Here is a 23,749-nt window from a genome sequence, read left to right on the forward strand (position 1 = left end):
AGCACGTGTCGCACGATCAGCGTTGCCTTAGGGCGGTCTGGGGAGGTTCGGTGAACCGAAGATCAAGTTTGCATCTCGTGGGCTGATGCATTGGGGAGCTCAAGAACCTTGGGGTTGACCCGCTTCGAAGGACGGATTTGCAGTTGAGTCTAATGCGGTGTGGCTTTACCCGAGTTGAATCGCGGGTTTTCGACGGGGGCGGTGGGGCGCCTCTGTCGCCCATGACGCTGCCTTCGCGGACCCAAGCCGCAGTCATCGCGCTCATGAGGGCGACGTCGCACTCCGAGCGTTCGAGTTCCCGCTTCACGCCTTTGGGCAACTGGGCCGACAGCCTTGCTGGGGAGGCGAGCGCGAAGACCGATGCGCCGGTTGATGTCGTTGGTTGCTGCGTGAGTGCGGACGGGATCGAAGCCGCCGCCGATGTGGCATCAGCAATCGCGACGACAGGCTCAGACACCGACGCTGAACTGGTCATATCGTTGTTCCTCACGGGTGCTTTCACTTGCCGGTTCAGCCGAACCCATTTACTTAACTGGGTTAGCGCTCTCCCGAGCCTTGAGCGCCAGACCAGGCAGTGACGCACCCGGCCGCAGGCCGGCCTCCGTCAGCAGCCGCGTATCCATAAGATCGGTGCTGCGCTTGCCGTCCACCCCAAACCCGTGTCATCAGTAACAGCAAAACTGAAAGGTCATGCCTGACGATGCAGTCGTGAAGCTTTGTGCGACTCTACGATCATGCAGCAGAGTCAGCTCTTCCTGGCGAACGTCACAACCGCACACCTCAAAGCCATGGAGGCAGAAATTCTTGGCAGCTCTTTGCCCCATAATGGCTCCGAGCCATTGACGCCGAGTTACAACCTGTTCATGGCTTGACCTCGAGTAGCGAGGCTTCGCGCTCGAACAGCTTCTGCCTCACTTCCTTCTTCGTGATCTTCCCGTACCCAGACTTCGGCAAAGATTCCCAAAAGAAGACATGTTTTGGCCAGCGGTAGCGGGCACAACATCCTTCCAGATGGTTCAGCAACCCTGCCGCGTCCACTGGAGGGGCGTCATCACGCAACACAACGACGGCAACTCCGACCTCACCCCATTTCGGGTCGGGAATTCCAAGAACGGCGACTTCGGCGACCGACGGGTGTGTGAGGAGAATTTCTTCGACTTCACGGGGGTAGACATTGGAGCCGCCCGAGATGTACATGTCGGATTCACGGCCCGTGATGTAGAGCAGGCCTCGTTCGTCCAGCTTCCCAAGATCGCCGGTGTGGAACCAGCCGCCTCGAAACGCCTTCTCAGTGGCTTCCTGGTTGCCATAGTACCCGGCGAAAACGGCGGGGCCACGGCAGCAGATTTCACCGACCTCGCCGGCGGGCAGCTTGTTCAGGTCTGCATCCAGGATCGCGACCTCCATCCCAGTACGTGGACGTCCGCAGGAGCCGATGTTCGCGGCCGGATCATCATCATCCGCAGAATGCATGTGCGGCGGCAGCACAGTGATGCAAGCTGTGGCTTCGCCAAGTCCGAAGTGCTGCACGAGCACCCGTCCCAGTTTGGTCAACGCCAACTTCTGGTCAGCCCGGTACATGGGCGCACCGCCATAGTTGATGTAGCGCAGTGACGAGTGATCGTGGCGGTCAACCGCGGGGTGTTCCACCAAAATCTTGATGATCGTGGGCACGGCGAAGAAATTGCTGACCTTGTGTTTTTCTACGAGCGCCCAGACGACCTCGGGTTCCATCTTCTCGCTGGGGAGAATCACAGCCGCGGCCCCGCGCGCCACGTTGAGCAGCCCCTGGATGCCCGCGCCGTGAGAAAGCGGAGCGACGACGATCGAACAGTCTAGTTCGGTCAAACCAGGAAGCACGTCCGCCAGGTGATTGGCGACCACGAAGGCCATCTGACCATGGGTGAGGATGGCAGCCTTGGGTCTCCCGGTGGTTCCCGATGTATAAAAAAACCACAGGGGGGTGTCATAGTCGACGACGGCATCCTCTGATTTGGTCCCAAGGTTCGCAGCCACCAGATCTTCGTAGCTGTGTTCGCCCTGTCGCGGCGAGCCGATGACGACGATATGGCGCAAATCTGGCGACGCTGCCCGGACCGCATCGGCATACTCCTGGAAGTCCTCTTCGACGATCATCGCGCAGGCGCCTGAAGATGACCCGAGATAGGCCACCTCCGGCGGCGTCAGGCGAAAATTGGTTGGCACCCAGACCGCGCCCAGGCGGAATGCCACCCAGCAACTCTCGAACATCTGGACGCAGTTACGCGATTGCACGAGGATCTTGTCGCCTGGACGAACGCCCAGCGAACGCAGTGCGGCCACCATCGCATCAACGCGGCTGTCGATTTCGGACCAATTCCAGGTCCGATCCCGATGGACGACCGCGGTGCGTTGCGGAAACTGGCGCGCGGACTGACGCAGCAGGTGCGCCAGATTCGTGACGGAGGCCGGACTCATGCTGCCTCCAAGATGCTCAGGTAATTGGAGACTGCGGTGCCTCCCATGTTGAACACGGCGCCGAGGCTCGCCCGCGGAATCTGCATCGCTTCGGCCTTGCCAGTGAGTTGCATTGCCATCATCACGTGCTGCGATACGCCAGTGGCACCAATCGGATGGCCACGCGATTTCAATCCGCCCGACGGATTGACCGGCAGCTTGCCGTCCTTTGCAGTGACGCCGTCCAGAATGATCCGTGCCCCTTGTCCATGCGGTGCAAGTCCCATCGCTTCATACTGGAGCAACTCTGCCATGGTGAAGCAGTCGTGGGCCTCGACGAGGTTCAGATCGGCCAGCGAAACTCCAGCCCTTTCGAGCCCCTTCGACCAGGCGAGCGCCGCCCCTTCGAATCGGGTGCGATCGCGCATCGACAGCGGCAGAAAGTCGTTGACGTGTGCGCGAGCGCGCCAGCGGACATTGGCAGTGCCCGGACGAGGCTCCATGGAAATGACCAATGCCGCGGCGCCGTCCGAGACCGGCGAGCAGTCGGTGCGCCTCAGGGGACCGGCGAGAGACGGGTTCTTGTCGGACACCGTTCGGCAGAATTCGAACCCAAGATCGCGGCGCAGATGGGCGTACGGATTGTCGACACCGTTCCGATGGTTCTTCGCGGCGATAGCTGCAAGGGCATCGGACTGATCGCCGAACCGCGAAAAATACTCGGTGGCGATGTCTCCAAAGACTCCGGCCATGCCACCTGGTTTCCCGCCTTCTTCCTTAAAATACGAACACTTGAGCAGGACATCACCGATCTGGGCGCCAGGAAGGGTGTTCATCTTTTCCAGGCCAATGACCAGGGCGCGCTTGACCCGTCCGCTCTCCACTGCGTCGAGCGCCGCAAAGACGGCGGCCGAACCGGTGGCACAGGCGTTCTCGACACGGACTGCGGGAGTATGGCGGAACTCGGGGATCGCTACGGCGACGAGGGAAGCGCTGAAGTCTTGCGGGACGAAGCCACCATTAAAGGTGCCAACGAAGATGGCATCGATGTCTTTTGACTGGACGTCTGCGCTGTGCAGCGCGGGCAGCGCGGCGTCCCTGATCAGTTGTTCCAGCTCGACCTGATCGTGTTTGCCGAAGACGGTATGGCCCCAGCCGATGATATGTGGTGCGTTCAAGAGAGTCTCCTTGTCTTAGCCGCTCGATGTCGGCGTAGCGGCAACATCAAAAAGTTGCCCGCTTGACAACAAGACTAGACTCACTCATCGATATACTCCAATATAATGATTGTCATGTAGTAATGCTTTAAAGGTATTGATATGGAACTTCGGCACCTACACTACCTGGTCACGCTCGGCGAGACCCTTCACTTTGGACGGGCGGCCGAGCGGCTGCATATTTCGCAGCCACCTCTGTCGAGACAGATCGCGCTGCTCGAGGAAGAATTGGGCGTCGGTCTGTTCGACCGCACCAGCCGGACCGTGAAGCTCACAGCGGCCGGCGAAGGGTTTTTGCAAGATGCAAAGGAGATACTTGCGTCCGTTGAACGCGCAAAGCGCAACGCAATTTCAGCAAACCTTGGTCATCGCGGCTCCCTGTCCTTGGGCTTCATGTTCGCAGCCGCGTTTAGCATCGCCCCAGCGATTCTCCGAGCGTACACAACCGAGTATCCGGAGGTGCACCTTCACGTGGGCGAGGCGGTCCCGAGTCTGCTAATCCAGGATCTGCGCGAAAGTCGCTTGGACGTTGGGTTGATGTATCCACCCGGTGAGATGGCAGGGATGGAAACTCTCACGGTTTTCGAGGAGCCCCTCGTAGCAGCGCTCCCGTTAAACCATCCATTGTCTGGGTCAGACGACCCAATTGATGCGGTCGATCTCAAAGACGAACAATTTCTGATAACTCGTCGAGAGGCGTCTCCGTATTTTCACGACACAATCATCAACCATTGCAAAACGGAGGGATTCGTCCCGAAGACCTTCCTCGAGACGAACTATCAGCACACACTCATCACGTTCGTCGGGCAAGGGTTGGGCGTCGCACTTGTGCACAGGTCAATGCAGACGTCTCTCCCTACGAATGTGAAGTTCCGTCCTCTGCGAAATCCGCCGACGGTGAAGCTGAATGCAACCTGGAACAGTCGAAATCGTAACCCATGTACCGATACCTTCGTCCAGCTAGCGGCGAAACTCGGACCGACGATGCATCCAGGTGAATAGGTCTCTGCGGGCGCCTTCTGATGCGTTTCGGACGGGCCGACGCTCTCGTACGAAAGTTTGCATTCGGTCATCCGGTCAGTTCCTTGCCGGATAGCAGTCTTGCTCGACTGTAGGCACACGTATCGTCCAGGCGATGCAATAGGTCGCGGAAAACGAACCCGATCGACGACGAGCCTATCTGGGCCTGGCGAGCGGAGACATCGTTCCGCTCTGTGCGCGCACATACAAAGATCTTTTCTAAATCACGAAGGCGTTCTCACCGGCGACCGTCAGTTCGCCGCTCCAACTCGTGCCACCGAACAAATGCAACGCTTCCCTTCAAAAAGCGCGATCTGACGGGACCAGTGTGGCTGGGAAGTGTGAGGTCGTTTGGTCGTCGCCGAAGGTGGAGCGTTCCTCGAATTGATATCCTAGGGGTATCGTCTGATGACTATTATTGTATTGGAAAATATCAATCCCACCGTTTAATCTTGTTTCCATGGTGACGGCCACACGTCAATAGCGCCGAAAGTGACCGGCGTTGTTCGTAAAAGTAGGTGAAAACACCTACATCAGGCGCACCCGGATCAGCGCGACGCGTTGAGACATTTCTAGAGACGGGCTGCCTTGACGGACCGCCATGGAGACAGCAATGCAAACGATCATTGGACGACTATTTCCCATCGCACGGCTACTTCGGCATTGGCATCATCTGCTTGCGGTTTTGCGCCGCGCTGCGACGAGCGACCCTGCGAGCGCTCCGGGCTTGGTTGCATGCCGAGTCGCAATCGATGGGATGACCTACCTCCGCCACGACGAAGCGCACTCATCAATCAACTAATCCAAGTGTTCGTAGTCGGTTGGCTGTCCGTCGTTCTCATCGACTCATGGACCGTTGACACACTGTACCCGCGTGCCCGTCCTACTTCAAGAAAAGGGAAGCGGTTTACATTAGGTATGCGAAATACCATGTCAGTTTTGTGGAGTGAATCATGTCAGCAACACCCGTTGTCAATCAGAACTCGAAACGCCCATCTCAAACTGCTGGCCGGGTTGCTGTCGTTACAGGCGCCGCTGGCGGGATCGGGGCCGCGATAGTCCGTCGCCTTGCGGATGATGGGTTCACCGTCATTGTTGCCGATCTGAATCTCGCGGCTGCCGAAGAAACTGCCCACCAGATGAGTGCTCGGGGACTGTCAGCCATTCCGATGCAACTCGACGTGGGTAAGTCGGAATCGATTGACGAGTTTTTCGCTCTGGTCGGCAATCAGTTCGAGCGTTGCGACGTTCTTGTGAACAACGCAGGCATAGCGAAGACGTTTCCGTTCGAGGAGGTGCCGCTTGATCACTGGCGAAGCCTCATGGAGATCAACCTGACCGGACCACTCCTCCTCACCCAGCAGGCAGTTCGATTCATGGTCAAACGCAAGTGGGGGCGAGTGATCAACATTGCTTCCGTTGCTGGAATTCGCGCTAGTGTAGGCAGGACGGGGTACGGCACTTCGAAGGCCGCCGTCATGGGACTAACACGACAAGTCGCAGTGGAATACGCAGAGCATGGAATCACGGCTAACGCAGTGGCACCGGGGCCGATCGAAACACCCATGGCAACGGCTTTGCATTCGGCCGCCCAACGCGACGCATTCATGCGACACGTTCCGATGCGCCGCTACGGCACACCTGATGAAGTCGCGGGTGTCGTGTCTTTCCTTGCTTCTGATAGCGCTTCGTATGTGACAGGTCAGACGATCTCCGTTGACGGTGGATTCGTTGCTGCCGGCCTGATTGACGCTTAACCCTCATGGCCGGCTTATCTATCAAGATTTCCCTTAGACGCAGATGACGTCGCTGCCTTCAAACATACCTCTCGTTCGATGAAGGATGAACATGCCAATTTTTAAACTGGGCGAAAAATCGCCCGACGTCAACGAAACCGCTTACGTCGCGGAGGGCGCGACGATCATTGGACGTGTGGACATCGGCGCAGATTCAAGCATCTGGACGGGTGCGGTAGTTCGTGCGGACAACGATGTGGTGTCAATCGGGCCGAAGTGCAATGTCCAGGAGGGTGCAGTTCTTCATGCAGACCCCGGCTTTCCTCTGGTCATCGGCAGTGAAGTCAGCGTCGGGCATCAGGCAATGCTGCACGGTTGCACCGTAGGAGATGGATGTCTCATTGGCATCCAGGCGGTAGTGCTGAACGGTGCATCAATCGGGAAGGAAAGTCTTGTTGGCGCGGGCGCGCTGGTGACAGAAGGAAAGGAGTTTCCGGAAAGAGTGCTAATCCTTGGGACCCCGGCAAAGGTCGCCCGTCCACTTACCGATGAGGAGGTTGCGAATCTGAGGAAGAACGCAAAGGAATACGTGACGAGAGCAGACGAGTACAAGCGGACGCTTGTGAGGATCGATTAATCGGTTCATGAATTAACGCCAATCCAATAGATCAGCATCCCCGGAAGTCATAGGAGAGAAACTGACAAAGCCGGACTCAAGGCGTTGCGGTCAATCTGAAGACCAAGGATGGAGATAGGAGACACAAATGGAAAACGTTGAACGGCTTCATAACTACGATATCGCGGGCGAGAAAGTGGATGGAGCAAGGGTGTACGCAAAAGTGACCCGAAGATTGATTCCTCTGCTCTTCATGTGTTACGTGGTCGCATATCTCGACCGTGTAAACATCGGGTTTGCGAAGCTTCAGATGCTTCAGGATCTGAAGTTCAGCGAGACGGTTTACGGATTTGGTGCGGGGATTTTCTTTCTCGGATACTTCCTGTTTGAAGTTCCCAGCAACATCATCCTTCACAAAGTGGGGGCTCGCGTCTGGATTGCGCGCGTCATGATCACGTGGGCGATCATCTCCGCCGGAACCATGTTCGTCACCACGCCAATGATGTTCTACGTGCTGCGCTTCGCACTTGGGCTTGCCGAAGCGGGACTGTTCCCAGGCGTCATTCTGTACCTGACCTACTGGTATCCGTCGGCGCGGCGCTCGAAGATAACATCGCTGTTTTACACGGGCGTACCCGTCGCCGGCATTATCGGCGGTCCGGTTTCTGGCTGGATCATGCATTCGATGGCCGGAGTGAATGGTTGGGCAGGCTGGCAGTGGCTACTCCTCATTGAAGCGATGCCTTCAGTCGTCATGGCCGTAGTCGTGCTCTTTTTCCTTGAGGATCGCGTCGCGAACGCGAAATGGCTGACGGACGAAGAGAGAGCCATCCTTGTCGATGACATCAGTCGCGACCAGATGCAGGCGCAATCACACGACCTGCGTGAAGGGTTCACTAACCCCAAGGTCTGGTTCATGTGCGGCATCTATTTTTTCTTCGCCGTTGGGCTGTACGGTGTTGGCTTCTTTCTGCCGACGCTGATCAAAAATACGGGTACCACAGATCCGGTTGCAATCGGCTGGTTAGCCAGTTTGCCTTACATTGCCGCGGTGGTCGCTCTAATCCTTGTCAGTCGCTCCTCGGATGCCCGACGTGAACGTCGTTGGCATATTACGGTTCCAGCGTTGCTCGGTGCGACTTCCTGGCTGGTTGCCTCAAGCTTCAGCGCAAACCTGCTGGTAGCGATGATCGCGCTGTCCATCGTGACCTGCTGTGTTGTTGTAACCATCTCGCAGTTCTGGTGCATGCCCACGGCAATACTCGGTGGAGCGGCAGCGGCCGCGGGCATTGCAGTCATAAACTCTGTTGGAAATCTTTCAGGCTTCCTTGGACCTTTCTTCATCGGCTGGGCAACTGAGAAAACACATTCGACCGCCTCGGGGCTTTACATGCTTGCAGCGTCGCTTGCGATTGGTGGCCTGCTCGTGCTCCGCGTCAGGAAAGAATGGGTAAACCGCTAGGTTTCAGTCGACATAATGCTTCGATGATGTGATGAGTTGGAACTTGGGGGTACTGTCTCTGGCTCCCCAAAGAGAATCGAAGCATTACGCGGATATGTCATCTCTTTTAAGGATGTAGCCATGTTTGTGTGCGTAGAGGGAGTCGGGTACTGGAACGGAATTCCAATCGGTGAAATTGTGTTCGACGATCTGAGCGCTGAGGAGAAGTTTTCGGTTCTGGTCGCACTGTCGGTTCCCGACGCCTCCAATTCACTAGACCGGGATAGCGCACGTGCGGCTGGGTTTAATAGCTGAGGTTGTCGTCGACATTTGCATCCTACAACTGCCTTTCAAACATACGAGGTCGGCGACGTTCCAGACCTATCAGCCGAGTTCAACGATGAAGATTGTGATTGCCCCAGATTCGTTCAAGGAAAGTCTGTCTGCCGCTGAAGTCGCCACGCAGATAGAAGCAGGTTTTCGGGAGATATTTCCAGACTTTCAATATCAGCGCCTGCCGATTGCTGATGGGGGGGAAGGCACCGTCGACGCACTGTTCGAAGCAATAAGCGGGCAACGCAGGCAAGTGACGGTGAGCGACCCACTGGGGCGCCCCGTTCAAGCGGAATATGCCATTCTGTCCAATGGCACAGGAGTTATCGAGATGGCCGCCGCCAGCGGCCTTCATCTGGTGGCGCCGCACGAGCGAGATCCGCGCATCACTTCCAGCCGGGGGACTGGCGAACTGATAGTTGATGCATTATCGGTTGGAGTGCGACACTTCATCGTCGGAATTGGGGGGAGCGCAACAAACGACGGTGGTGCTGGCCTGCTCCAGGCACTTGGTGTACGGCTTGTCGACTCCAAGGGTGCAGACTTGGCCTCAGGTGGGGCTGTTCTGTCGCAACTCGCTCACATAGATCAAACACGCGCTGATCCACGACTCAAGGAGTGCTACTTCGAGGTTGCATGCGACGTCGATAACCCTCTGATCGGGGGCAACGGTGCGACGGCCGTTTTCGGCCCGCAGAAAGGCGCCACGCCTCAAATGATCGCCGAACTCGACGAAGCCTTGGGAAATTTCGCTGCCGTGATAAAGCGGGATCTCGATGCTGATGTGCGCTCGTTACCGGGCAGCGGTGCTGCGGGTGGACTAGGGGCGGCGTTGATCGGCGTGCTTCACGCAAGATTGCGACCGGGCATCGAGATCGTATGCGAAGCCATGAGAGTGGCGGACGCAGTACAGGAGGCAGATCTCGTCGTCACTGGTGAAGGTTGCATAGATGGGCAAACGGCCCGCGGTAAGGCTCCCGTCGGCATTGCGAAGATTGCATCACAGTTTGGTGTGCCCGTAATCGCGATCGGAGGGGCGGTCGCAGGCAGCGCAGATAAGGTGTATGCGAATGGAATTGATGCCGTTTTTCCCTCAGTTCAGCGCGCGTGTTCCATCGAACAGGCCTTTCAGGACGCCGCTGTCAATGTGCGCACGACTGCCCGCAACACAGCCGCAGTCCTGAGCATCGGCGCGCACACGTTTGGGAAAATTGTTCAAGCCCTTCCGAGCAGAGAGTCTCGTCTGACGCGCTGAGGAAGGACGGCAATGGTCCATGTTGTCATGCGGTAACCGTTTCTATCCCTTAGGGTTCCGGCGAAAGTTGTCAGCCGAGCTCAGCAGATGGACGCATTGATCGGTTTCCGCATCCAGGGACTTGTAAGCGTCTCCTCCATGTCGTGTGTAGATATGGATTCGGCCCGCACCTTGGTGGGCCATTTTTTTTGTTGGGTCTCGTTCGATCCGTTGACGCAGGTGGGTCGGTGCGTCATGCGATTCGGACGGACTCGGTAGTATTACCCATTAGGAAGTCGTGATTGGCTTCCGCTACGTCGCGTATGTAATCCCATAGGGCTTTCACACGTGCAAGCTCGCGCCGCTCAGGCGGAGCAACGAGCCAGAAAGTTCGCGTTATATCTATTTGGTCGGGCAGAACGGGTACGAGATCTCCACCCAGACTTCCAAGGAAACATGGCAGCACTCCGATCCCAAATCCGGCTCGGACCGCTTCGGCCTGTGCGATAACACTGGTGCTGCGGAAGACAGGCTTGAGGCTCGGCAGCCAGCGCGGTAGCGAAAACTGCTGGTTCGAAAAGATCAGGTCGTCGACATAGTCAATCCACCTGTGACCGATGAGATCCTCGGTTGTTTTGATGGGAGGATGCTCACTTAGATATTGCGGGGTAGCGTACGGCAGAAGCCGGTACTCGGTCAGCTTGCACGTGACGAAACTGTTGGCGCTTGGCCGGTCGATTGCGACGGATGCATCGGCCTCCCGTTTGGACAGATTGACGTTACGTGGCAACGGGAGCACGTCGACCGTGATTCCAGGATGCCTGGCGCAGAAATGTGTAACTTGCGGCGCTAGAAAAAACGTTCCAAACCCTTCCGTCGCGCCAAGGCGGATCTCGCCAGTTAGAGTTACCGAGTCGCTGAAGACGCTAGTTTCAACAGCCTGCAGGGTAGTTTCTAGCCTTTCCACATGTTCCAGTAGTCGATGGCCTGCCGCCGTCAGGCGCAAGCCCTGCGAACTTCGTTCGAACAGTTTCGAACCGGTGTCCCGTTCCAGACGCTGGATCCGCCGCGAAATCGTGGACTGGCTCATCTTGAGCGCGTGTGCCGCTTCGAGGGCGGATTGGGACCGTGCTGCGCCTAGAAAAATGCGTAGGTTGTCCCAGTCAAACTGGTTCATCGGTGTCTCCTCGTTATGCATTTTTGCATAGCGGTCTTGCGAAATATGATAGTCCAATTGCAGAAATAGTGAAATAAGATGCCCTCTAACAACGGACCGCAGAACGCCCACCAAGGAGACGCATCCCATGAGTAGTCGTATCGACCATTTCATCGCCGGCAAGCAATTTTCTGAGGCGGATACTCGTACTGGACCTGTATTCAACCCTTCGACTGGCCGGGAGATCGCTCGCTGCGCGTACGGTAGCCGTTCGACAGTCGATCATGCGGTTCAGGTAGCTACAGAAGCTGGTCGGCGCTGGGCGAGGGGTTCACATGCTTCTCGTCAGGCAGTGATTTTCAAGCTGCGCGACCTCATGCTTCATAACTTTGATCTGTTGGCTGAAGTCATCGGCCGTGAGCATGGCAAGACGATTGAGGATGCGAAGGGTGAACTCGGACGTGCAATCGAAGGGATCGAATTCGCCTGCGGTGCACCACATGTCAGCAAAGGCGAGTACGCGAACAACGTAGGCGGAGACATCGAAGTCTTTTCGATGCGGCGCCCGATTGGTGTGGTCGGTTGCATCACACCATTCAACTTCCCGATTATGGTTCCCGCAGTGATGATGACAATGGCTGTTGCTGTAGGGAACAGCGTTGTCTGGAAACCATCGGAGAAGGTGCCGAGTGCCGCGATCGAGTTCGCGCGGCTCTGGAAGGAGGCGGGTCTTCCAGATGGCGTCTTCAACGTCGTACAGGGAGATAAGGAAGTTGTCGACGCGATTCTCGAGCATCCCGGAATAGCTGGAATCAGCTTCGTCGGATCGACCCCCGTCGGTGAGTACATCTATCAGAAAGGGACATCGCACAACAAGCGCGTCGCTGCATTCACCGGTGGGAAGAACCACATGATTGTCATGCCTGACGCTGATCTCGATGCAGCTGCCAGTGCGTTCGTATCGGCCGGTTTTGGCTCGTCGAGCCAGCGTTGCATGGCGGTCTCGCTGTTGTTGCCCGTAGGGCACGAAACGGCTGATCGCCTTTTGGAACTCGTCGTTCCAAAAATTAAAGCTTTGAAGGTTGGAGCCTATGACGATCCGTCCGCAGATTTTGGTGCTGTCGTCAGCAGCGAATCCAAGGCAACAGTCGAGGGGGCTATTGGCCGATGCATCGAAGAAGGTGGCCAGATGGTAATCGACGGGCGAAACGTGTCGGTTCCGGGGCATCCAGATGGATACTACCTTGGCCCAACCCTCTTTGATCGCGTGACCACCGATATGCAAATGTACAAAGAGGAGATCTTTGGACCGGTTCGGGGAATCTTGCGTCCTGCGACGCTCAATGAAGCCATCGACATCACAAACGAGCACGAGTATGGGAACGGCTCGGTCATCTTCACTCGCGATGGAAAAACGGCACATCGCTTCATGATGGAAGTTGAATCGGGAATGATTGGAGTCAACGTACCCGTCCCGCTTCCGACAGCCTCCTTCAATTTCGGCGGACTGAGGCGCTCGAAGTTTGGCGACGGCCATCTGTACGGTCCGGATGCCGCACGTTTTTATACCAAGCTTAAGACCATTTCGCAGCGATGGCCCGAGCCGGACACGGCGGCGTTGCCAATCTCGTTGGCCTTCAATCCGGCGGGCTGAGGTCGAATATTCTCAGGTGATTAAGGCAGACGATCAGGGATGCCGGACGGCTGCCTGCAATCTGCCTTTGAGGCGCAATCTAAAAGTAGCGAGGATAGCTGTATGAAAGCGGTCTTGATCGTTCATGAGGACGGCAGTGACAAACCACGACTGAAATATTCAACTGTCGACGATCCGGTGCCAGGTCCAAACGACCTGCTCGTGAGTGTCAGGTCAGCGGGCATTAACCGTATCGATCTTCAACGCTCTACTGCCCACGGAGGACCAACTGCAGGGAAGCCGTTGATAGCTGGCCTGGAGATAGCCGGAGAAGTTCTGGAACTTGGAAGAGACGTAAAAGGATTCAAGGTTGGAGATGTCGTCATGGGTATGACGACAGGAGCGTACGCCGAAAAGGCAACGATCGACCACCGCCTGGCAATGCCAATACCCGAACCATTTTCGTTTGATCAGGCAGTAGCCGTTACAACAGTCTATGCCACGGCGCACAACGCACTTGTTACCAACGGACGGTTCCGTAGGGGGCAGACAGTTCTGATTCAGGGCGCCGCATCCGCAGTAGGTGTTGCCACGTTACAGATTGCGAAGGCAATGGGTGCAGGAGTGGTAATCGGTACAGGACGCAGCTTCCGCAAGGGGGAGCAGGTTCTACGGCTTGGCCTTGATCGCTTTTTGGTTAAAGGCCAAGACTCTGTTGCCGAAGAAGTCGCACGTCTTACCAACGACCGCGGCGTCGATGTTGTCGTTGATATGGTTGGCGGGACTGCGCTTTCCGACAATTTGACGAGCGTAGCGCTCGGTGGCCATATCGTGAACGTCGGCTGGATGGGAGGCAAACGTGACGAACTGGACCTCGATACGCTCGCGCGAAAGCGAGTCACTCTCGTAGGAGTGTCGTTCCGGACGCGCACTATTGAACAGAAGGCCGAACTCTTTATGCAGTTCCAGAAAGATGTCTTTCCATTATTTCTGGAAGGAAAGATCTCTCCAATCATCGAAAAGTCCTATCCACTTTCGGAGGCGGAAGCAGTTCAGGACGAAATCGCACAGGACACACATCTCGGCAAATTCCTCCTGCATCCCTGATCTCACGCAAAGTAAATTCTTATAGGAGACAAGCATGGACATCGGATTCATTGGCCTTGGAAATATGGGGATCCCGATGGTAAGGAACCTGTTGGTGGCCGGAAATCAAGTTCATGTCTTTGACATGTCGGATAAAGCCATCTCGGAGGCGGTCGAGTACGGTGCCGTGGCCACATCCTCCATCAGTGAGCTTGCCAAAAAGGTTGACGTGATCGTCAGCATGCTTCCGACACCCGCCATTGTCAAGGAAGTGATGGTCTCGCCAGAAGGTGTCATTCCTAATGCAAGGGAAGGCACTTTGGTTATCGACTGCAGTACGAGTGATCCGAAAACGGCGGTCCAACTGGAAGCGCTCGCAGTAACAAGGGGTTTGAATTTGATTGACGCGCCGGTGTCCGGCGGCGTTCCCGGAGCAAAGGCTGGAACGCTGACTTTCATGGTAGGCGGAACAGAAGCGGGTTTTTTGGCCGCCAAACCCGTCTTGACTGCGATGGGGCAAAACGTAGTTCATTGCGGTCCTCCGGGAAGTGGCCAGGCAGCGAAACTTTGCAACAACCTACTTCTTGGTGTGTCGACCATCGCGGTCTCGGAATCGATGTGCCTCGGAGTACGTCTCGGCCTCGATCCGTCTGTTCTAGCGAACATTATCAACAGTTCTTCGGGGCGCTGCTGGGTATCCGAAGTCTATAACCCCTACCCAGGCGTAGTGTCAGGGTCCCCGGCCTCTAACGACTTTTTGGGAGGCTTCGCCTGTGACCTGATGATCAAGGATCTTTCTCTGGCTCTTGATGCGGCGCACGGCGTCCATCAGCCCTTACCCATGACAGCGGCTTCAAAGCAATTTTTCCAGATCATGAGTCACCAGGGAAACGGTGCCAAAGACATAACGGCGATTGTGAGGATGTTCCAACAATAACGAGCCGTATGGCCACGAAGAGGAAGACAGGAGACAGACAATGAAAAAGCATACTCTCAAAAATTCTATTGCTATGGTCTTTGCTGTACTGGCATCAAGTTCCAACGCACAGCAAGGCAAAATTTCAGATGATGTTGTCAAGATCGGTGTCTTAACCGATATGTCCGGAAGCTATTCGGAGTTTTCTGGGGCAGGTGCGGTTGCCGCGGTCAAGATGGCCGTCGATGATTTTGGTGGAAAGGTATTGGGCAAACCTATCGAGGTCGTAGTTGCCGACCACCAGAATAAGACTGATCTTGCTTCAACCAAGGCACGCGAGTGGTTCGACACTCAAAAGGTCGATGTAATTGTCGATTTGACAAATTCTTCGATCGCCCTCGCTGTCAGCCGGCTCGCCATGGAAAAAAGCAAAATCGCGATTGTGACTGGAGCGATGACCGAGCGACTGACGAACGAGGAGTGCTCTCCGAATACGGTGCACTACGTCGCAGACTCGTACGCTTTCGCCAACGGTACAGGGAAGGCGATGGTCGATCAGGGTGGAAACACCTGGTTTATCGTGGCGGCGGATTATGCTTTCGGAAACCTGATGCTGGGCCGGCTTAGTACAACGGTAACCAATAGCGGCGGCAAGGTAGTCGGATACATCAAGCATCCGCTAGCCGCATCAGATTTTTCTTCTTTCATTCTTCAGGCGCAATCTTCGGGCGCAAGAGTCATCGGACTAGCCAACGCTGGCGTCGACACTGTCAACGCGATGAAGTCGGCGCAAGAATTCGGGATCACTCGAGGCGGAAAGCAGAACATCGTCGGACTCGCCACTGTGATAACCGATGTACATGCCATGGGTCTTAATATCGCACAGGGACTCTTGCTGACCACTCCGTTCTATTGGGACATGAATGATGCTACACGGCAATTCTCAAAGCGATACTTCAGCAGAGTTAAAAAGATGCCCAATATGGTACAAGCGGGTGATTACTCTGCCGTTACTCACTATCTAAAAGCTGTCGAGGCCACAGGAACCGACGAGGCGGGTGCAGTAATGCAAAAAATGCGAGAGATCCCGATCAATGATTTTTTCGCAAAGAACGGAACCATTCGGGAAGATGGACGCATGGTTCACGATATGTATTTGATGCAGGTCAAAACTCCTGCAGAGTCGAAATATCCGTGGGATTACTATAAGCTGGTTAAGCAACTGCCAGCTTCGACCGTCACGATCTCACCTGAAAAGAGCGCATGCCGTCTCTTTAAACAAAAGTCTTAGAGAGAGTGCGATATCACTCGCGCCTAATCGCGAAGCGGGTAACCGATCTTATAAAAAGGTCTCACCCGGTCGAACCATACTGATGATTGAACACAATATGAGCATCGTGTCGGGGATCAGTGACCGCATCACGTTGCTTCAACGTGGGTCTGCGATCGCCGAGGGTAGCTACCGGGAGGTGTTGTCCCTACCAGAAGTCCTTGAGGCGTATGTGGGTTCGATCGAGCAAGAATGAACTGCCCGGCCGTGTCGACAGAAAGCGTATGGGGTCGGGAATGAGGCACTTGAGATAACGAATCTGCAGGCGTGGTATGGAGAGTCACACATTCTCCCCGGTGTAGATATCAATGTCGATGATGGAGAGGTTGTGACTCTCCTGGGCAAAACTGATTTGGGCGTAAGACAACCCTGGGCAGCGTGCTTTTCTGTCTGGCTAGAGGAAGCACATCAAGATCGGGGACCATCAATCGCGTGTCGGCGACGAAATTCGGTCGGAGTGCAGCGCACTTCTCGTTTAAAGAATTTTACGAAGTTCGTTGCTTCCTCAAATCCGAGTTTTACAGCGATGGCATTGATAGGTAGATCAGTATGGGCGAGCAAGCGCTTTGCTTCTAGATTTATACGCGTTGTGATAAACGATTTTGCAGTCATGTCCATTACCGATAAAGTCGCACGCGTAAGGCTCTTTTCCGTATAACCTAGCTGCCTCGCGTACTCGGCAACTTGATGCGATTGCGCAAACTGCTGGTCTACCAACTGCTCAAAGCGTTTGAACCGATTTAGTTCAGGAGAGTTCAGCATCTTCTCTCCCTGCTCTTGACCTCGAAGGATATTTATTCGAATCAATAAGGTGTGGAGTTGATATCTCAGAAGGGCATGAATATCTTCGGATGGGGCGGCTATCTGCGCGTCCTCACGCATCTGCGAGATTGAGTTCACTAGACATCGCTGATCTTCTGACCTCAGGTTAAGGTGCCTCGGTAGTCGCTCTACATCGAAAACGAGCTTTACGTCGCGCGTTGGCGTCAACGCTGGCAGAAGGAATTCTGGGCGAAATAGAATAATCCAACCATCCCAATTCTCATCCTTCCCGAAACTGTGTGCCTGTCCTGGCCGTACCACGAGCAGGGATCCGGGCTCGCAGCCAATGGCCTTGAAATCGACCCATTGCGTGCATTGTCCATCGGTGACATATACGAGCGAGTGAAAACGATAGCGGTGTGTATTGACCGACTGCTTATTACGACGCCTGCGCTTCAGGTCGCTTACGGGAATGATCTCCAAGTCCAGGCGGTAGGGGGCGCTTGGCTGGTAGTCGAGTCGTTGAATTTCCCTATTGCGTGCTTGCTCTTTGGTCACTTCCCAATCCTCATGCGGCCAAATGGCGATATGTCCGAAAAATATCATTTTGGGGCTATTTCTTACCTTTTTCTAGCGTTTCTTAGTCTCATAATAACCATCGACGCTTGATTCCGAAAGATCTCGCGCTCGACGGGCCGACACAAGGGGCGTGGTTGCTGTCCGGGAGATTGGTTCGGGATGGGGGGCATATGATGCCGGCATGGTTCTGCAGCTCATTGGCATCCCAGAGCGCTTCAAGGTCTGGACCTTGCGACACGTAAATAGCCCATCGAACTTTCGAACGGCGTCAAAAGGAGAGTCGTCAATGGTTTATCTCACTGCAATCAGATGGGGAATAGTTATGAGCGTCGCTGCGGGACTTGGTGCTGGGGTCGCCTATGCACAGAACATTCAGAAGATGAATCCGGACAATGTTGCACCGCCGATTGTGCCGGAATATAGCCATCTTGCGGTTGTGCCGTCGGGCATGAAACTGCTTTACCTAGCGGGCCAACTTGGTATTCGTCCGGACGGCTCGATTCCGGAATCCTTCGACGATCAATTGATTCAAGCATACGAGAATGTGCGTCACATTCTCGCCTCTCAAGGTGCGAGTCCGCAGGATATTGTAAAAGTATCGGTCTATGCCGTTGGCGAGCCTGTCGATCGCAAGCGCCTTTCTGAGTATCGACATCGGTTTTTTGCTGGTGCACCTCACCCGGCCAGCACTTTTATCTTTGTCAGCAAGCTCGCTCGTCCAGATTTCCTCGTAGAAGTGGAAGCCATAGCTGCCGTGCCTGTGAGTCACCAATGATCTCGATCCGCTGATGTAGCGCGTGCGTGATTCTAAGCTAAGGCTGGTAACAGAATTTGATATAGATAGCGCCGCCTTTCAAATGTTTTGGAAAACTAATATGACTAATTCATCTTTATTGCCAGTGTCTAACGGGAGAATTTTGAGAATCTGTCTTTGGGCAGCGCAGATTCTGGTATCCGGATTCTTCGCGCTCGCAGCTTCCATGAAGATTGGGATGTCGATCGAGCCACTCGCGAAAATCTTTCCTTGGATGGGGCAGGTTCCATCATGGGTCGTTCGTGGCACGGGGATTTTCGATCTCGCAGGCGCTTTGGGGCTTGTCTTGCCTGCTGTGACGCGCGTTGCGCCTCGTTTGACTATCTGGGCGGCCTGGGGTTGTTCAGGCCTTCAGTTTTGCGCGATCCTATTTCATTTTTCGCGTGGAGAAGCAGTCGCTACGCCACTCAACTTCATCTTGCTAGCCCTTTCGCTGTTCATTGTTTGGGGGCGTAGCCTTAAGGCTTCAATTTATGCCGGAGGTTCGCTCCGCAAAACCCCTGGATGAGGTTGGGAAAATCAAAACCAGAAGGAGACGCATGTTAACGGGCGATGATAGCCCGTTAACGGGATTGGGAGATGACTATGTGACTGCGCTGGAAGCCATCAACGCTTTAGCGCGTGCTTTGGCTTGCCGTCGTGAAAGCCACGGCGAATAGCGCCAGGGCTGTTCCCTGTCCATTTGCGGAATGCGCGATGAAATGCGCTTGGCTCTGTGAACCCCAGTTTGCAGGCGATCTCGGCCACCGTATGCGAGCCCTCGTGAAGCAATGACAGAGCCAGCGCACTTCGCATCTCGTCCTTGATGGTCGCAAAGCTCTGCCCTTCGTCACGCAGGCGCCGTCGCAACGTCGCCGGCGTCATACGCAATTGCCGGGCTAGTGTCTCGAAGTTGGGCCATTCAGCCGCAGGTACGGCTTTGAGGTGCGCGCGCATTCTCGTCACCCACCCGGTGTCATGACGATAGCGTACGAGGAGGTTGCCCGGTGCACCGCGCAGAAAGCTCTTCAGCGCCTGTTCTGACCGAATCGTGGGAAGATCGAGATAAGAAGCGTCGAATACGAGACGGTTGTCCGGTTGACCGAAATGCACCGGCACACCGAAGAACTGTCGATAGTCGGTGCGCTGGTCGGGGCATAGGCATGCGAAGTCGATGCGTTGTAGGGGAATGCGCCGGCCGACTAACCAGCAAGCCAAGCCGAGCAGGATTAGCCAGAAAGTCCGGTAGGCGAAGGCGGGGTGAGGAACGCACTGACCGGTAAGCACAACCTGAGCCTTGCCGTCTGCAACGACCAATTCGCCGTGTGGGTCGTCGAGTACCACGCGCAGAAATTTCAGGGCGCGGCGCAGTGCCTTGCCGAGCTTACCCGCGTGCAATACCGTGTGACAAAGCAAGGCAAAACTTCCGTACCTCATCGGACGCGCAGACAAACCGAAGAACTCGTCATCGGACGCCTCGGCGATCGCGTGCCAGAGCCGGCCGTATTGCTGCGTCGTGACCGGCTCGAGTACGTTGACGGGCAGTCCCGCCGCAGCCAACACCGGCTCCACGGCGAACCCTTGCCGACGCAGGCAGGCGAGTGCGTCCGCGACAAAATCTGGCGAAATCGTCTGCTGCGCCAATCGATGCCCCCAAATATGGCAAAACCAATCCGTATTCTAGATTCCATTTGTCATTGATTGCAATGTCTCGGCTGTCTACCATCAAATACAAATATGCCGGGTTAACCGGAACGACGAGCACGTAGAAAGAAGGAGACATCCATGCTAACTGCAGCTATCACCCGGTCGATACCTACATACGCCGACGCCGTAGCCCGCTTCTGTATCGAGGGGGCCGCCGCACAATTACAGGGCGACCTCGAGCGCGGAATCAACGCATGTATCGAATGCTGCGACCGGCATGCGGACGCTAACGCGACGGCGTTGGACGCGATCGATGCCCACGGACGGTATCGAAGTTTCAGCTTTGCTCAAATGAAGGAGCTATCTGCGCGCGTCGCCAACGCACTGGTCGCGCAAGGAGTTAAGCCTGGTGACGTGGTGGCGGGTCTACTACCGCGCACGCCTGAGCTAGTCGCCACTGTCCTGGGCACATGGCGCGCGGGGGCAGTCTATCAGCCGCTTTTCACCGCGTTTGGACCTAAGGCGATTGAGCACCGGCTGCAGATGAGCGGGGCAAGGTTGGTGGTTACGAACACCGCGAACCGGAGCAAGCTCTCCGAAATCGTTACCTGTTCGTCGATCGCGACGGTACGCGAACCTGGTGAACACCTTCCTGAAAGTGACGTCGATTTTCGCGATGTGCTCGACGCGCAATCTGCATCGTTTGAGCCGGTCCTGCGCACAGGAACCGATTTGTTCCTGATGATGTCTACGTCGGGTACGACGGGGTTACCCAAGGGCGTCCCAGTACCGCTACGAGCGCTGTTGGCGTTCGGCGCTTACATGCGCGACGCAGTGGATCTACGTCCCGAAGACCGCTTTTGGAACATTGCGGACCCCGGCTGGGCATATGGACTCTACTACGCAATCACAGGGCCGTTACTTCTCGGCCACGCGACTACGCTTTACGAAGGCGGTTTCACGGTCGACAGTACTTACGACATCATTGAGCGCCTTGGAATCACGAGTCTCGCGGGATCTCCAACAGCGTATCGCCTGTTGAAGGCTGCCGGCCCGGATGTGGCCGCGCGAATCAAGGGGCGGCTGCGGGTCGTCAGTAGCGCGGGTGAGCCGCTGAATCCAGAAGTGATCCGCTGGTTCAATACGGAGCTCGACGTGCCGATCCACGACCATTACGGTCAGACCGAACTCGGTATGGTAGTGAACAACCATCATGGACTCGCGCATACGATACGTCCCGGTTCGGCGGGATTTGCGATGCCGGGCTACCGGGTCGCGGTGCTTGACGAGGCGAGTAGTGAACTCGCACCTAACCAGCCGGGCCAGCTTGCGATCGACATCGCAGGTTCGCCGCTCCTGTGGTTTACCGGTTACTGGCGCCAGGACACCCCGGCCATTAGCGGTGGTTATTACCGGACGGGCGACAACGTAGAACTGGAGCCAGATGGGAGCGTCAGCTTTATCGGCCGCGCGGACGATGTAATCACGTCGTCTGGCTACCGCATTGGCCCGTTCGACGTGGAAAGCGCGCTGATCGAACATCAGGCTGTTAGCGAGGCGGCGGTCATCGGCGTGCCAGACCCCGAGCGGACGGAAATCGTCAAGGCATTCGTCGTACTGTCGCAGGGTTACGACGCCACGCCGGCCTTGGCGGAGGAACTGAGTCAGCACGTCAAGCGTCGGCTTTCAGCGCACGCCTATCCACGTGCGATTGAATTCGTCGACTCGCTGCCGAAGACACCGAGCGGCAAGATTCAGCGTTTCATCTTGCGCAAGATGGAAGCCGACAAGCAATCGAACACATAAACAGGGGAAAGGAATGGATATCGCCAATCGGGTTTTTGTCATTACTGGAGCGGGGTCGGGTCTCGGCGCCGCAGTAGCACGGATGGTCGTGAAGCAGCAGGGTAAAGCAATGTTGCTGGACGTGAACGAAGAAGCGATTGTCGCTCTGGCGCGCGAACTAGGGGGCGCGGCGCGCTTCCGGAGGGCCGACGTGACTAGCGAGGCGGATGGACAGGCCGCCATCGTGGCCACAGTCGACGCGTTCGGTCGCATTGACGGTCTTGCAAATTGCGCAGGCGTCGCGCCCGGCGAGAAGGTGGTCGGACGCGAGGGGCCGCACAGTCTAACCAGCTTTGCTCGCGCGGTGTCGGTCAATCTGGTGGGCACGTTCAACATGATCCGGCTGGCAGCCGACGCCATGTCGAAGCAGCAAGCCGATGAACAAGGCGAGCGCGGCGTGATCGTCAACACTGCGTCTGTAGCCGCATTCGATGGACAGATAGGGCAGGCCGCGTATGCTGCCTCCAAAAGCGGTGTGGTCGGGTTGACTCTACCGGTGGCACGCGAACTTGCGCGTTTTGGCATCCGTGTGGTGACCATTGCGCCCGGTATCTTCGAGACACCGATGATGACGGGGATGCCGCCTGAAGTGCTGGATTCGCTCGGAAAAAGTGTGCCGTTTCCATCACGTCTAGGGCGTCCGGATGAATTCGCTGCGCTGGTGCGTCATATCGCCGAAAACACAATGCTAAACGGCGAGGTGATTCGTCTCGACGGCGCTCTGCGGATGGCGCCGCGTTAAATTTAGAGAGGACAGGATCATGTCGATATACGACCCGGTAGTCATTGTCGGGGCAGCACGTACGCCAATGGGCGGTTTTCAGGGCGAACTGGCATCAACCAGTGCGAGTGAACTCGGCGCAGTAGCTATTGGCGCCGCACTCGAACGCGCTGGAGTGTCGGTGGATCATGTCGACGAGCTCATCGTTGGTTGCGTGTTGTCGGCGGGACAGGGACAAGCACCCGCACGGCAGGCGGCGGTGAAGGCGGGGCTACCAGTATCTGCGGGCGCAACGACAGTTAATAAGATGTGCGGATCGGGTATGAAGGCTGCCATGTTGGCGCACGATCAGTTGCTCGCGGGCTCGGCGAATTTGATGGTTGCTGGCGGCATGGAAAGCATGACGCAGGCCCCGCATTTGCTGACCAAGGCCCGCAGTGGTTATCGGATGGGGCACGGTCAGGTGCTCGACCACATGTTCCACGACGGGCTCGAAGACGCGTACGACAAGGGGCGTCTGATGGGCACGTTTGCAGAAGACTGCGCCAGTTTTTATCAGTTCACGCGCGACGCGCAGGATGCGTTTGCGATTGCGTCGCTTAGGCGTGCGAAACAGGCCATCGATGACGGACACTTCAGGGCGGAAATTGCGCCAGTCACCGTTAGCATTGACAAGGCGGAGGCGGTGGTCGAGATCGACGAACAGCCGGGCAAGGCAAAGCTTGACAAGATTGCGACGCTCAAACCAGCGTTTCGGCAAGGCGGGACCGTGACGGCGGCGAACTCTTCATCGATTTCTGACGGTGCGGCGGCGTTGGTAATGATGCGAAGGTCGCAGGCCGAGCGGCGTGGTCTGACGCCGAAGGGCGTAATCGTTGGTCACGCTACATATGCAGACAAGCCGAATCTATTTCCCACAGCACCCATTGGCGCGTTGCGTGCCCTATCGGAGAAAACTGGATGGAACCTGAGGGAAGTTGACCTCTTCGAGATCAACGAAGCGTTCGCGGTGGTCGCCATGGCGACGATGCGCGATCTCGATTTGCCACACGATCAAGTTAACGTCCATGGCGGTGCCTGCGCTCTCGGGCATCCAATCGGAGCATCGGGAGCACGCTTGATAGTCACGTTGCTTTCGGCGCTAGAAACTTACGGACTGAAGCGCGGAATCGCGTCCTTGTGCATCGGCGGCGGGGAGGCCACGGCGATTGCGATTGAACGGCCAGTCTGAATTGAGCGTCCAGAAGG

General features: G+C 56.2%; 19 protein-coding genes and 1 pseudogene. 15 read left to right on the forward strand and 5 right to left on the reverse strand.

Going from position 1 to position 23,749, the window contains the following annotated elements:
• Positions 1–861: 861 nt before the first annotated feature.
• Positions 862–2,457 (reverse strand): acyl-CoA synthetase, encoded by a 1,596-nt coding sequence (locus BPHY_RS24680; RefSeq protein WP_012404185.1) that lies wholly within the window; start codon positions 2,455–2,457, stop codon positions 862–864.
• Positions 2,454–3,614, reverse strand: a complete 1,161-nt coding sequence (locus tag BPHY_RS24685; protein ID WP_012404186.1) for an acetyl-CoA acetyltransferase — start codon at positions 3,612–3,614, stop codon at positions 2,454–2,456. The genes BPHY_RS24680 and BPHY_RS24685 overlap by 4 nt, the downstream gene beginning before the upstream one ends.
• Before the next feature lie 141 nt (positions 3,615–3,755).
• On the opposite strand from BPHY_RS24685, the gene BPHY_RS24690 reads away from it, so the two are divergent.
• The 5 genes from BPHY_RS24690 to BPHY_RS24710 all read left to right on the forward strand — a co-directional run bounded on the left by BPHY_RS24690 (position 3,756) and on the right by BPHY_RS24710 (position 10,054).
• On the forward strand, positions 3,756–4,655 hold the full coding sequence (locus BPHY_RS24690; RefSeq protein WP_012404187.1) for a LysR family transcriptional regulator: 900 nt from the start codon (positions 3,756–3,758) through the stop codon (positions 4,653–4,655).
• 971 nt (positions 4,656–5,626) lie between these two features.
• Positions 5,627–6,430, forward strand: a complete 804-nt coding sequence (locus tag BPHY_RS24695) for an SDR family NAD(P)-dependent oxidoreductase (protein ID WP_012404188.1) — start codon at positions 5,627–5,629, stop codon at positions 6,428–6,430.
• A gap of 91 nt (positions 6,431–6,521) precedes the next feature.
• Positions 6,522–7,046 (forward strand): gamma carbonic anhydrase family protein, encoded by a 525-nt coding sequence (locus BPHY_RS24700; RefSeq protein WP_012404189.1) that lies wholly within the window; start codon positions 6,522–6,524, stop codon positions 7,044–7,046.
• A gap of 127 nt (positions 7,047–7,173) precedes the next feature.
• The gene (locus tag BPHY_RS24705; protein WP_012404190.1) at positions 7,174–8,487 is read left to right on the forward strand and encodes an MFS transporter; all 1,314 of its coding nucleotides are present in this window, start codon (positions 7,174–7,176) and stop codon (positions 8,485–8,487) included.
• Between the two features lie 379 nt (positions 8,488–8,866).
• A complete protein-coding gene (locus BPHY_RS24710; protein ID WP_012404191.1) occupies positions 8,867–10,054 on the forward strand; it encodes a glycerate kinase family protein in 1,188 nt (395 codons plus the stop codon).
• A gap of 232 nt (positions 10,055–10,286) precedes the next feature.
• On the opposite strand, the gene BPHY_RS24715 is transcribed toward BPHY_RS24710, so the two are convergent.
• Positions 10,287–11,210: a LysR family transcriptional regulator gene (locus BPHY_RS24715; RefSeq protein WP_012404192.1), complete on the reverse strand. Its 924-nt coding sequence runs from the start codon at positions 11,208–11,210 to the stop codon at positions 10,287–10,289.
• 127 nt (positions 11,211–11,337) lie between these two features.
• On the opposite strand from BPHY_RS24715, the gene BPHY_RS24720 reads away from it, so the two are divergent.
• From BPHY_RS24720 to BPHY_RS43285, 5 genes and pseudogenes are all read left to right on the forward strand, one after another.
• A complete protein-coding gene (locus BPHY_RS24720) occupies positions 11,338–12,843 on the forward strand; it encodes a CoA-acylating methylmalonate-semialdehyde dehydrogenase (RefSeq protein ID WP_012404193.1) in 1,506 nt (501 codons plus the stop codon).
• 102 nt (positions 12,844–12,945) lie between these two features.
• Positions 12,946–13,929, forward strand: a complete 984-nt coding sequence (locus BPHY_RS24725; RefSeq protein WP_012404194.1) for a zinc-binding dehydrogenase — start codon at positions 12,946–12,948, stop codon at positions 13,927–13,929.
• 34 nt (positions 13,930–13,963) lie between these two features.
• Positions 13,964–14,845 (forward strand): 3-hydroxyisobutyrate dehydrogenase, encoded by an 882-nt coding sequence (gene mmsB, locus BPHY_RS24730; RefSeq protein WP_012404195.1) that lies wholly within the window; start codon positions 13,964–13,966, stop codon positions 14,843–14,845.
• A gap of 40 nt (positions 14,846–14,885) precedes the next feature.
• Positions 14,886–16,115 carry an ABC transporter substrate-binding protein gene (locus tag BPHY_RS24735; RefSeq protein ID WP_012404196.1) on the forward strand — a complete coding sequence of 410 codons (1,230 nt, stop codon included), beginning with the start codon at positions 14,886–14,888 and terminating at the stop codon, positions 16,113–16,115.
• Positions 16,116–16,167: 52 nt separating this feature from the next.
• Positions 16,168–16,350, forward strand: a pseudogene (locus BPHY_RS43285) (ABC transporter ATP-binding protein); the annotation flags it as partial.
• Between the two features lie 212 nt (positions 16,351–16,562).
• Here the strand turns inward: BPHY_RS43285 and BPHY_RS24740 are convergent.
• Complete coding sequence (locus BPHY_RS24740; RefSeq protein WP_041765370.1) at positions 16,563–17,474, reverse strand: AraC family transcriptional regulator; 912 nt, start codon at positions 17,472–17,474, stop codon at positions 16,563–16,565.
• 307 nt (positions 17,475–17,781) lie between these two features.
• Between BPHY_RS24740 and BPHY_RS39825 the strand changes: the two genes are divergently transcribed.
• Together BPHY_RS39825 and BPHY_RS39830 are read left to right on the forward strand one after the other, a co-directional pair.
• Positions 17,782–18,270 carry a RidA family protein gene (locus BPHY_RS39825; RefSeq protein WP_157686705.1) on the forward strand — a complete coding sequence of 163 codons (489 nt, stop codon included), beginning with the start codon at positions 17,782–17,784 and terminating at the stop codon, positions 18,268–18,270.
• Between the two features lie 22 nt (positions 18,271–18,292).
• Positions 18,293–18,817, forward strand: a complete 525-nt coding sequence (locus BPHY_RS39830) for a DoxX family protein (protein ID WP_012404199.1) — start codon at positions 18,293–18,295, stop codon at positions 18,815–18,817.
• 98 nt (positions 18,818–18,915) lie between these two features.
• On the opposite strand, the gene BPHY_RS24750 is transcribed toward BPHY_RS39830, so the two are convergent.
• Positions 18,916–19,932, reverse strand: coding sequence for an AraC family transcriptional regulator (locus BPHY_RS24750; protein WP_012404200.1), 1,017 nt, complete (start codon positions 19,930–19,932; stop codon positions 18,916–18,918).
• Between the two features lie 141 nt (positions 19,933–20,073).
• On the opposite strand from BPHY_RS24750, the gene BPHY_RS24755 reads away from it, so the two are divergent.
• The 3 genes from BPHY_RS24755 to BPHY_RS24765 are packed head-to-tail and all read left to right on the forward strand — an operon-like array spanning position 20,074 to position 23,732.
• The gene (locus BPHY_RS24755) at positions 20,074–21,741 is read left to right on the forward strand and encodes an acyl-CoA synthetase (RefSeq protein ID WP_012404201.1); all 1,668 of its coding nucleotides are present in this window, start codon (positions 20,074–20,076) and stop codon (positions 21,739–21,741) included.
• Positions 21,742–21,754: 13 nt separating this feature from the next.
• A complete protein-coding gene (locus BPHY_RS24760) occupies positions 21,755–22,522 on the forward strand; it encodes a 3-hydroxyacyl-CoA dehydrogenase (RefSeq protein ID WP_012404202.1) in 768 nt (255 codons plus the stop codon).
• A 19-nt stretch (positions 22,523–22,541) separates the two neighbouring features.
• Entirely contained in the window at positions 22,542–23,732 is a 1,191-nt protein-coding gene (locus BPHY_RS24765; protein ID WP_012404203.1) for an acetyl-CoA C-acyltransferase, read from the forward strand.
• Positions 23,733–23,749: the final 17 nt, after the last annotated feature.

The organism is Paraburkholderia phymatum STM815 (genome assembly GCF_000020045.1).
Taxonomy (GTDB): Bacteria; Pseudomonadota; Gammaproteobacteria; order Burkholderiales; family Burkholderiaceae; genus Paraburkholderia; species Paraburkholderia phymatum.

Bases quoted from the DNA above. Each gene is read 5' to 3' on its own strand.
- BPHY_RS24765 (WP_012404203.1), top strand. From the start codon at position 22,542: ATGTCGATATACGACCCGGTAGTCATTGTCGGGGCAGCACGTACGCCA.
- BPHY_RS24760 (WP_012404202.1), top strand. From the start codon at position 21,755: ATGGATATCGCCAATCGGGTTTTTGTCATTACTGGAGCGGGGTCGGGT.
- BPHY_RS24705 (WP_012404190.1), top strand. From the start codon at position 7,174: ATGGAAAACGTTGAACGGCTTCATAACTACGATATCGCGGGCGAGAAA.
- mmsB (WP_012404195.1), top strand. From the start codon at position 13,964: ATGGACATCGGATTCATTGGCCTTGGAAATATGGGGATCCCGATGGTA.
- BPHY_RS24695 (WP_012404188.1), top strand. From the start codon at position 5,627: ATGTCAGCAACACCCGTTGTCAATCAGAACTCGAAACGCCCATCTCAA.
- BPHY_RS24735 (WP_012404196.1), top strand. From the start codon at position 14,886: ATGAAAAAGCATACTCTCAAAAATTCTATTGCTATGGTCTTTGCTGTA.
- BPHY_RS24700 (WP_012404189.1), top strand. From the start codon at position 6,522: ATGCCAATTTTTAAACTGGGCGAAAAATCGCCCGACGTCAACGAAACC.
- BPHY_RS24725 (WP_012404194.1), top strand. From the start codon at position 12,946: ATGAAAGCGGTCTTGATCGTTCATGAGGACGGCAGTGACAAACCACGA.
- BPHY_RS24715 (WP_012404192.1), bottom strand. From the start codon at position 11,210: ATGAACCAGTTTGACTGGGACAACCTACGCATTTTTCTAGGCGCAGCA.
- BPHY_RS24680 (WP_012404185.1), bottom strand. From the start codon at position 2,457: ATGAGTCCGGCCTCCGTCACGAATCTGGCGCACCTGCTGCGTCAGTCC.
- BPHY_RS39825 (WP_157686705.1), top strand. From the start codon at position 17,782: ATGGTTTATCTCACTGCAATCAGATGGGGAATAGTTATGAGCGTCGCT.
- BPHY_RS24690 (WP_012404187.1), top strand. From the start codon at position 3,756: ATGGAACTTCGGCACCTACACTACCTGGTCACGCTCGGCGAGACCCTT.
- BPHY_RS24710 (WP_012404191.1), top strand. From the start codon at position 8,867: ATGAAGATTGTGATTGCCCCAGATTCGTTCAAGGAAAGTCTGTCTGCC.
- BPHY_RS24755 (WP_012404201.1), top strand. From the start codon at position 20,074: ATGCTAACTGCAGCTATCACCCGGTCGATACCTACATACGCCGACGCC.
- BPHY_RS24720 (WP_012404193.1), top strand. From the start codon at position 11,338: ATGAGTAGTCGTATCGACCATTTCATCGCCGGCAAGCAATTTTCTGAG.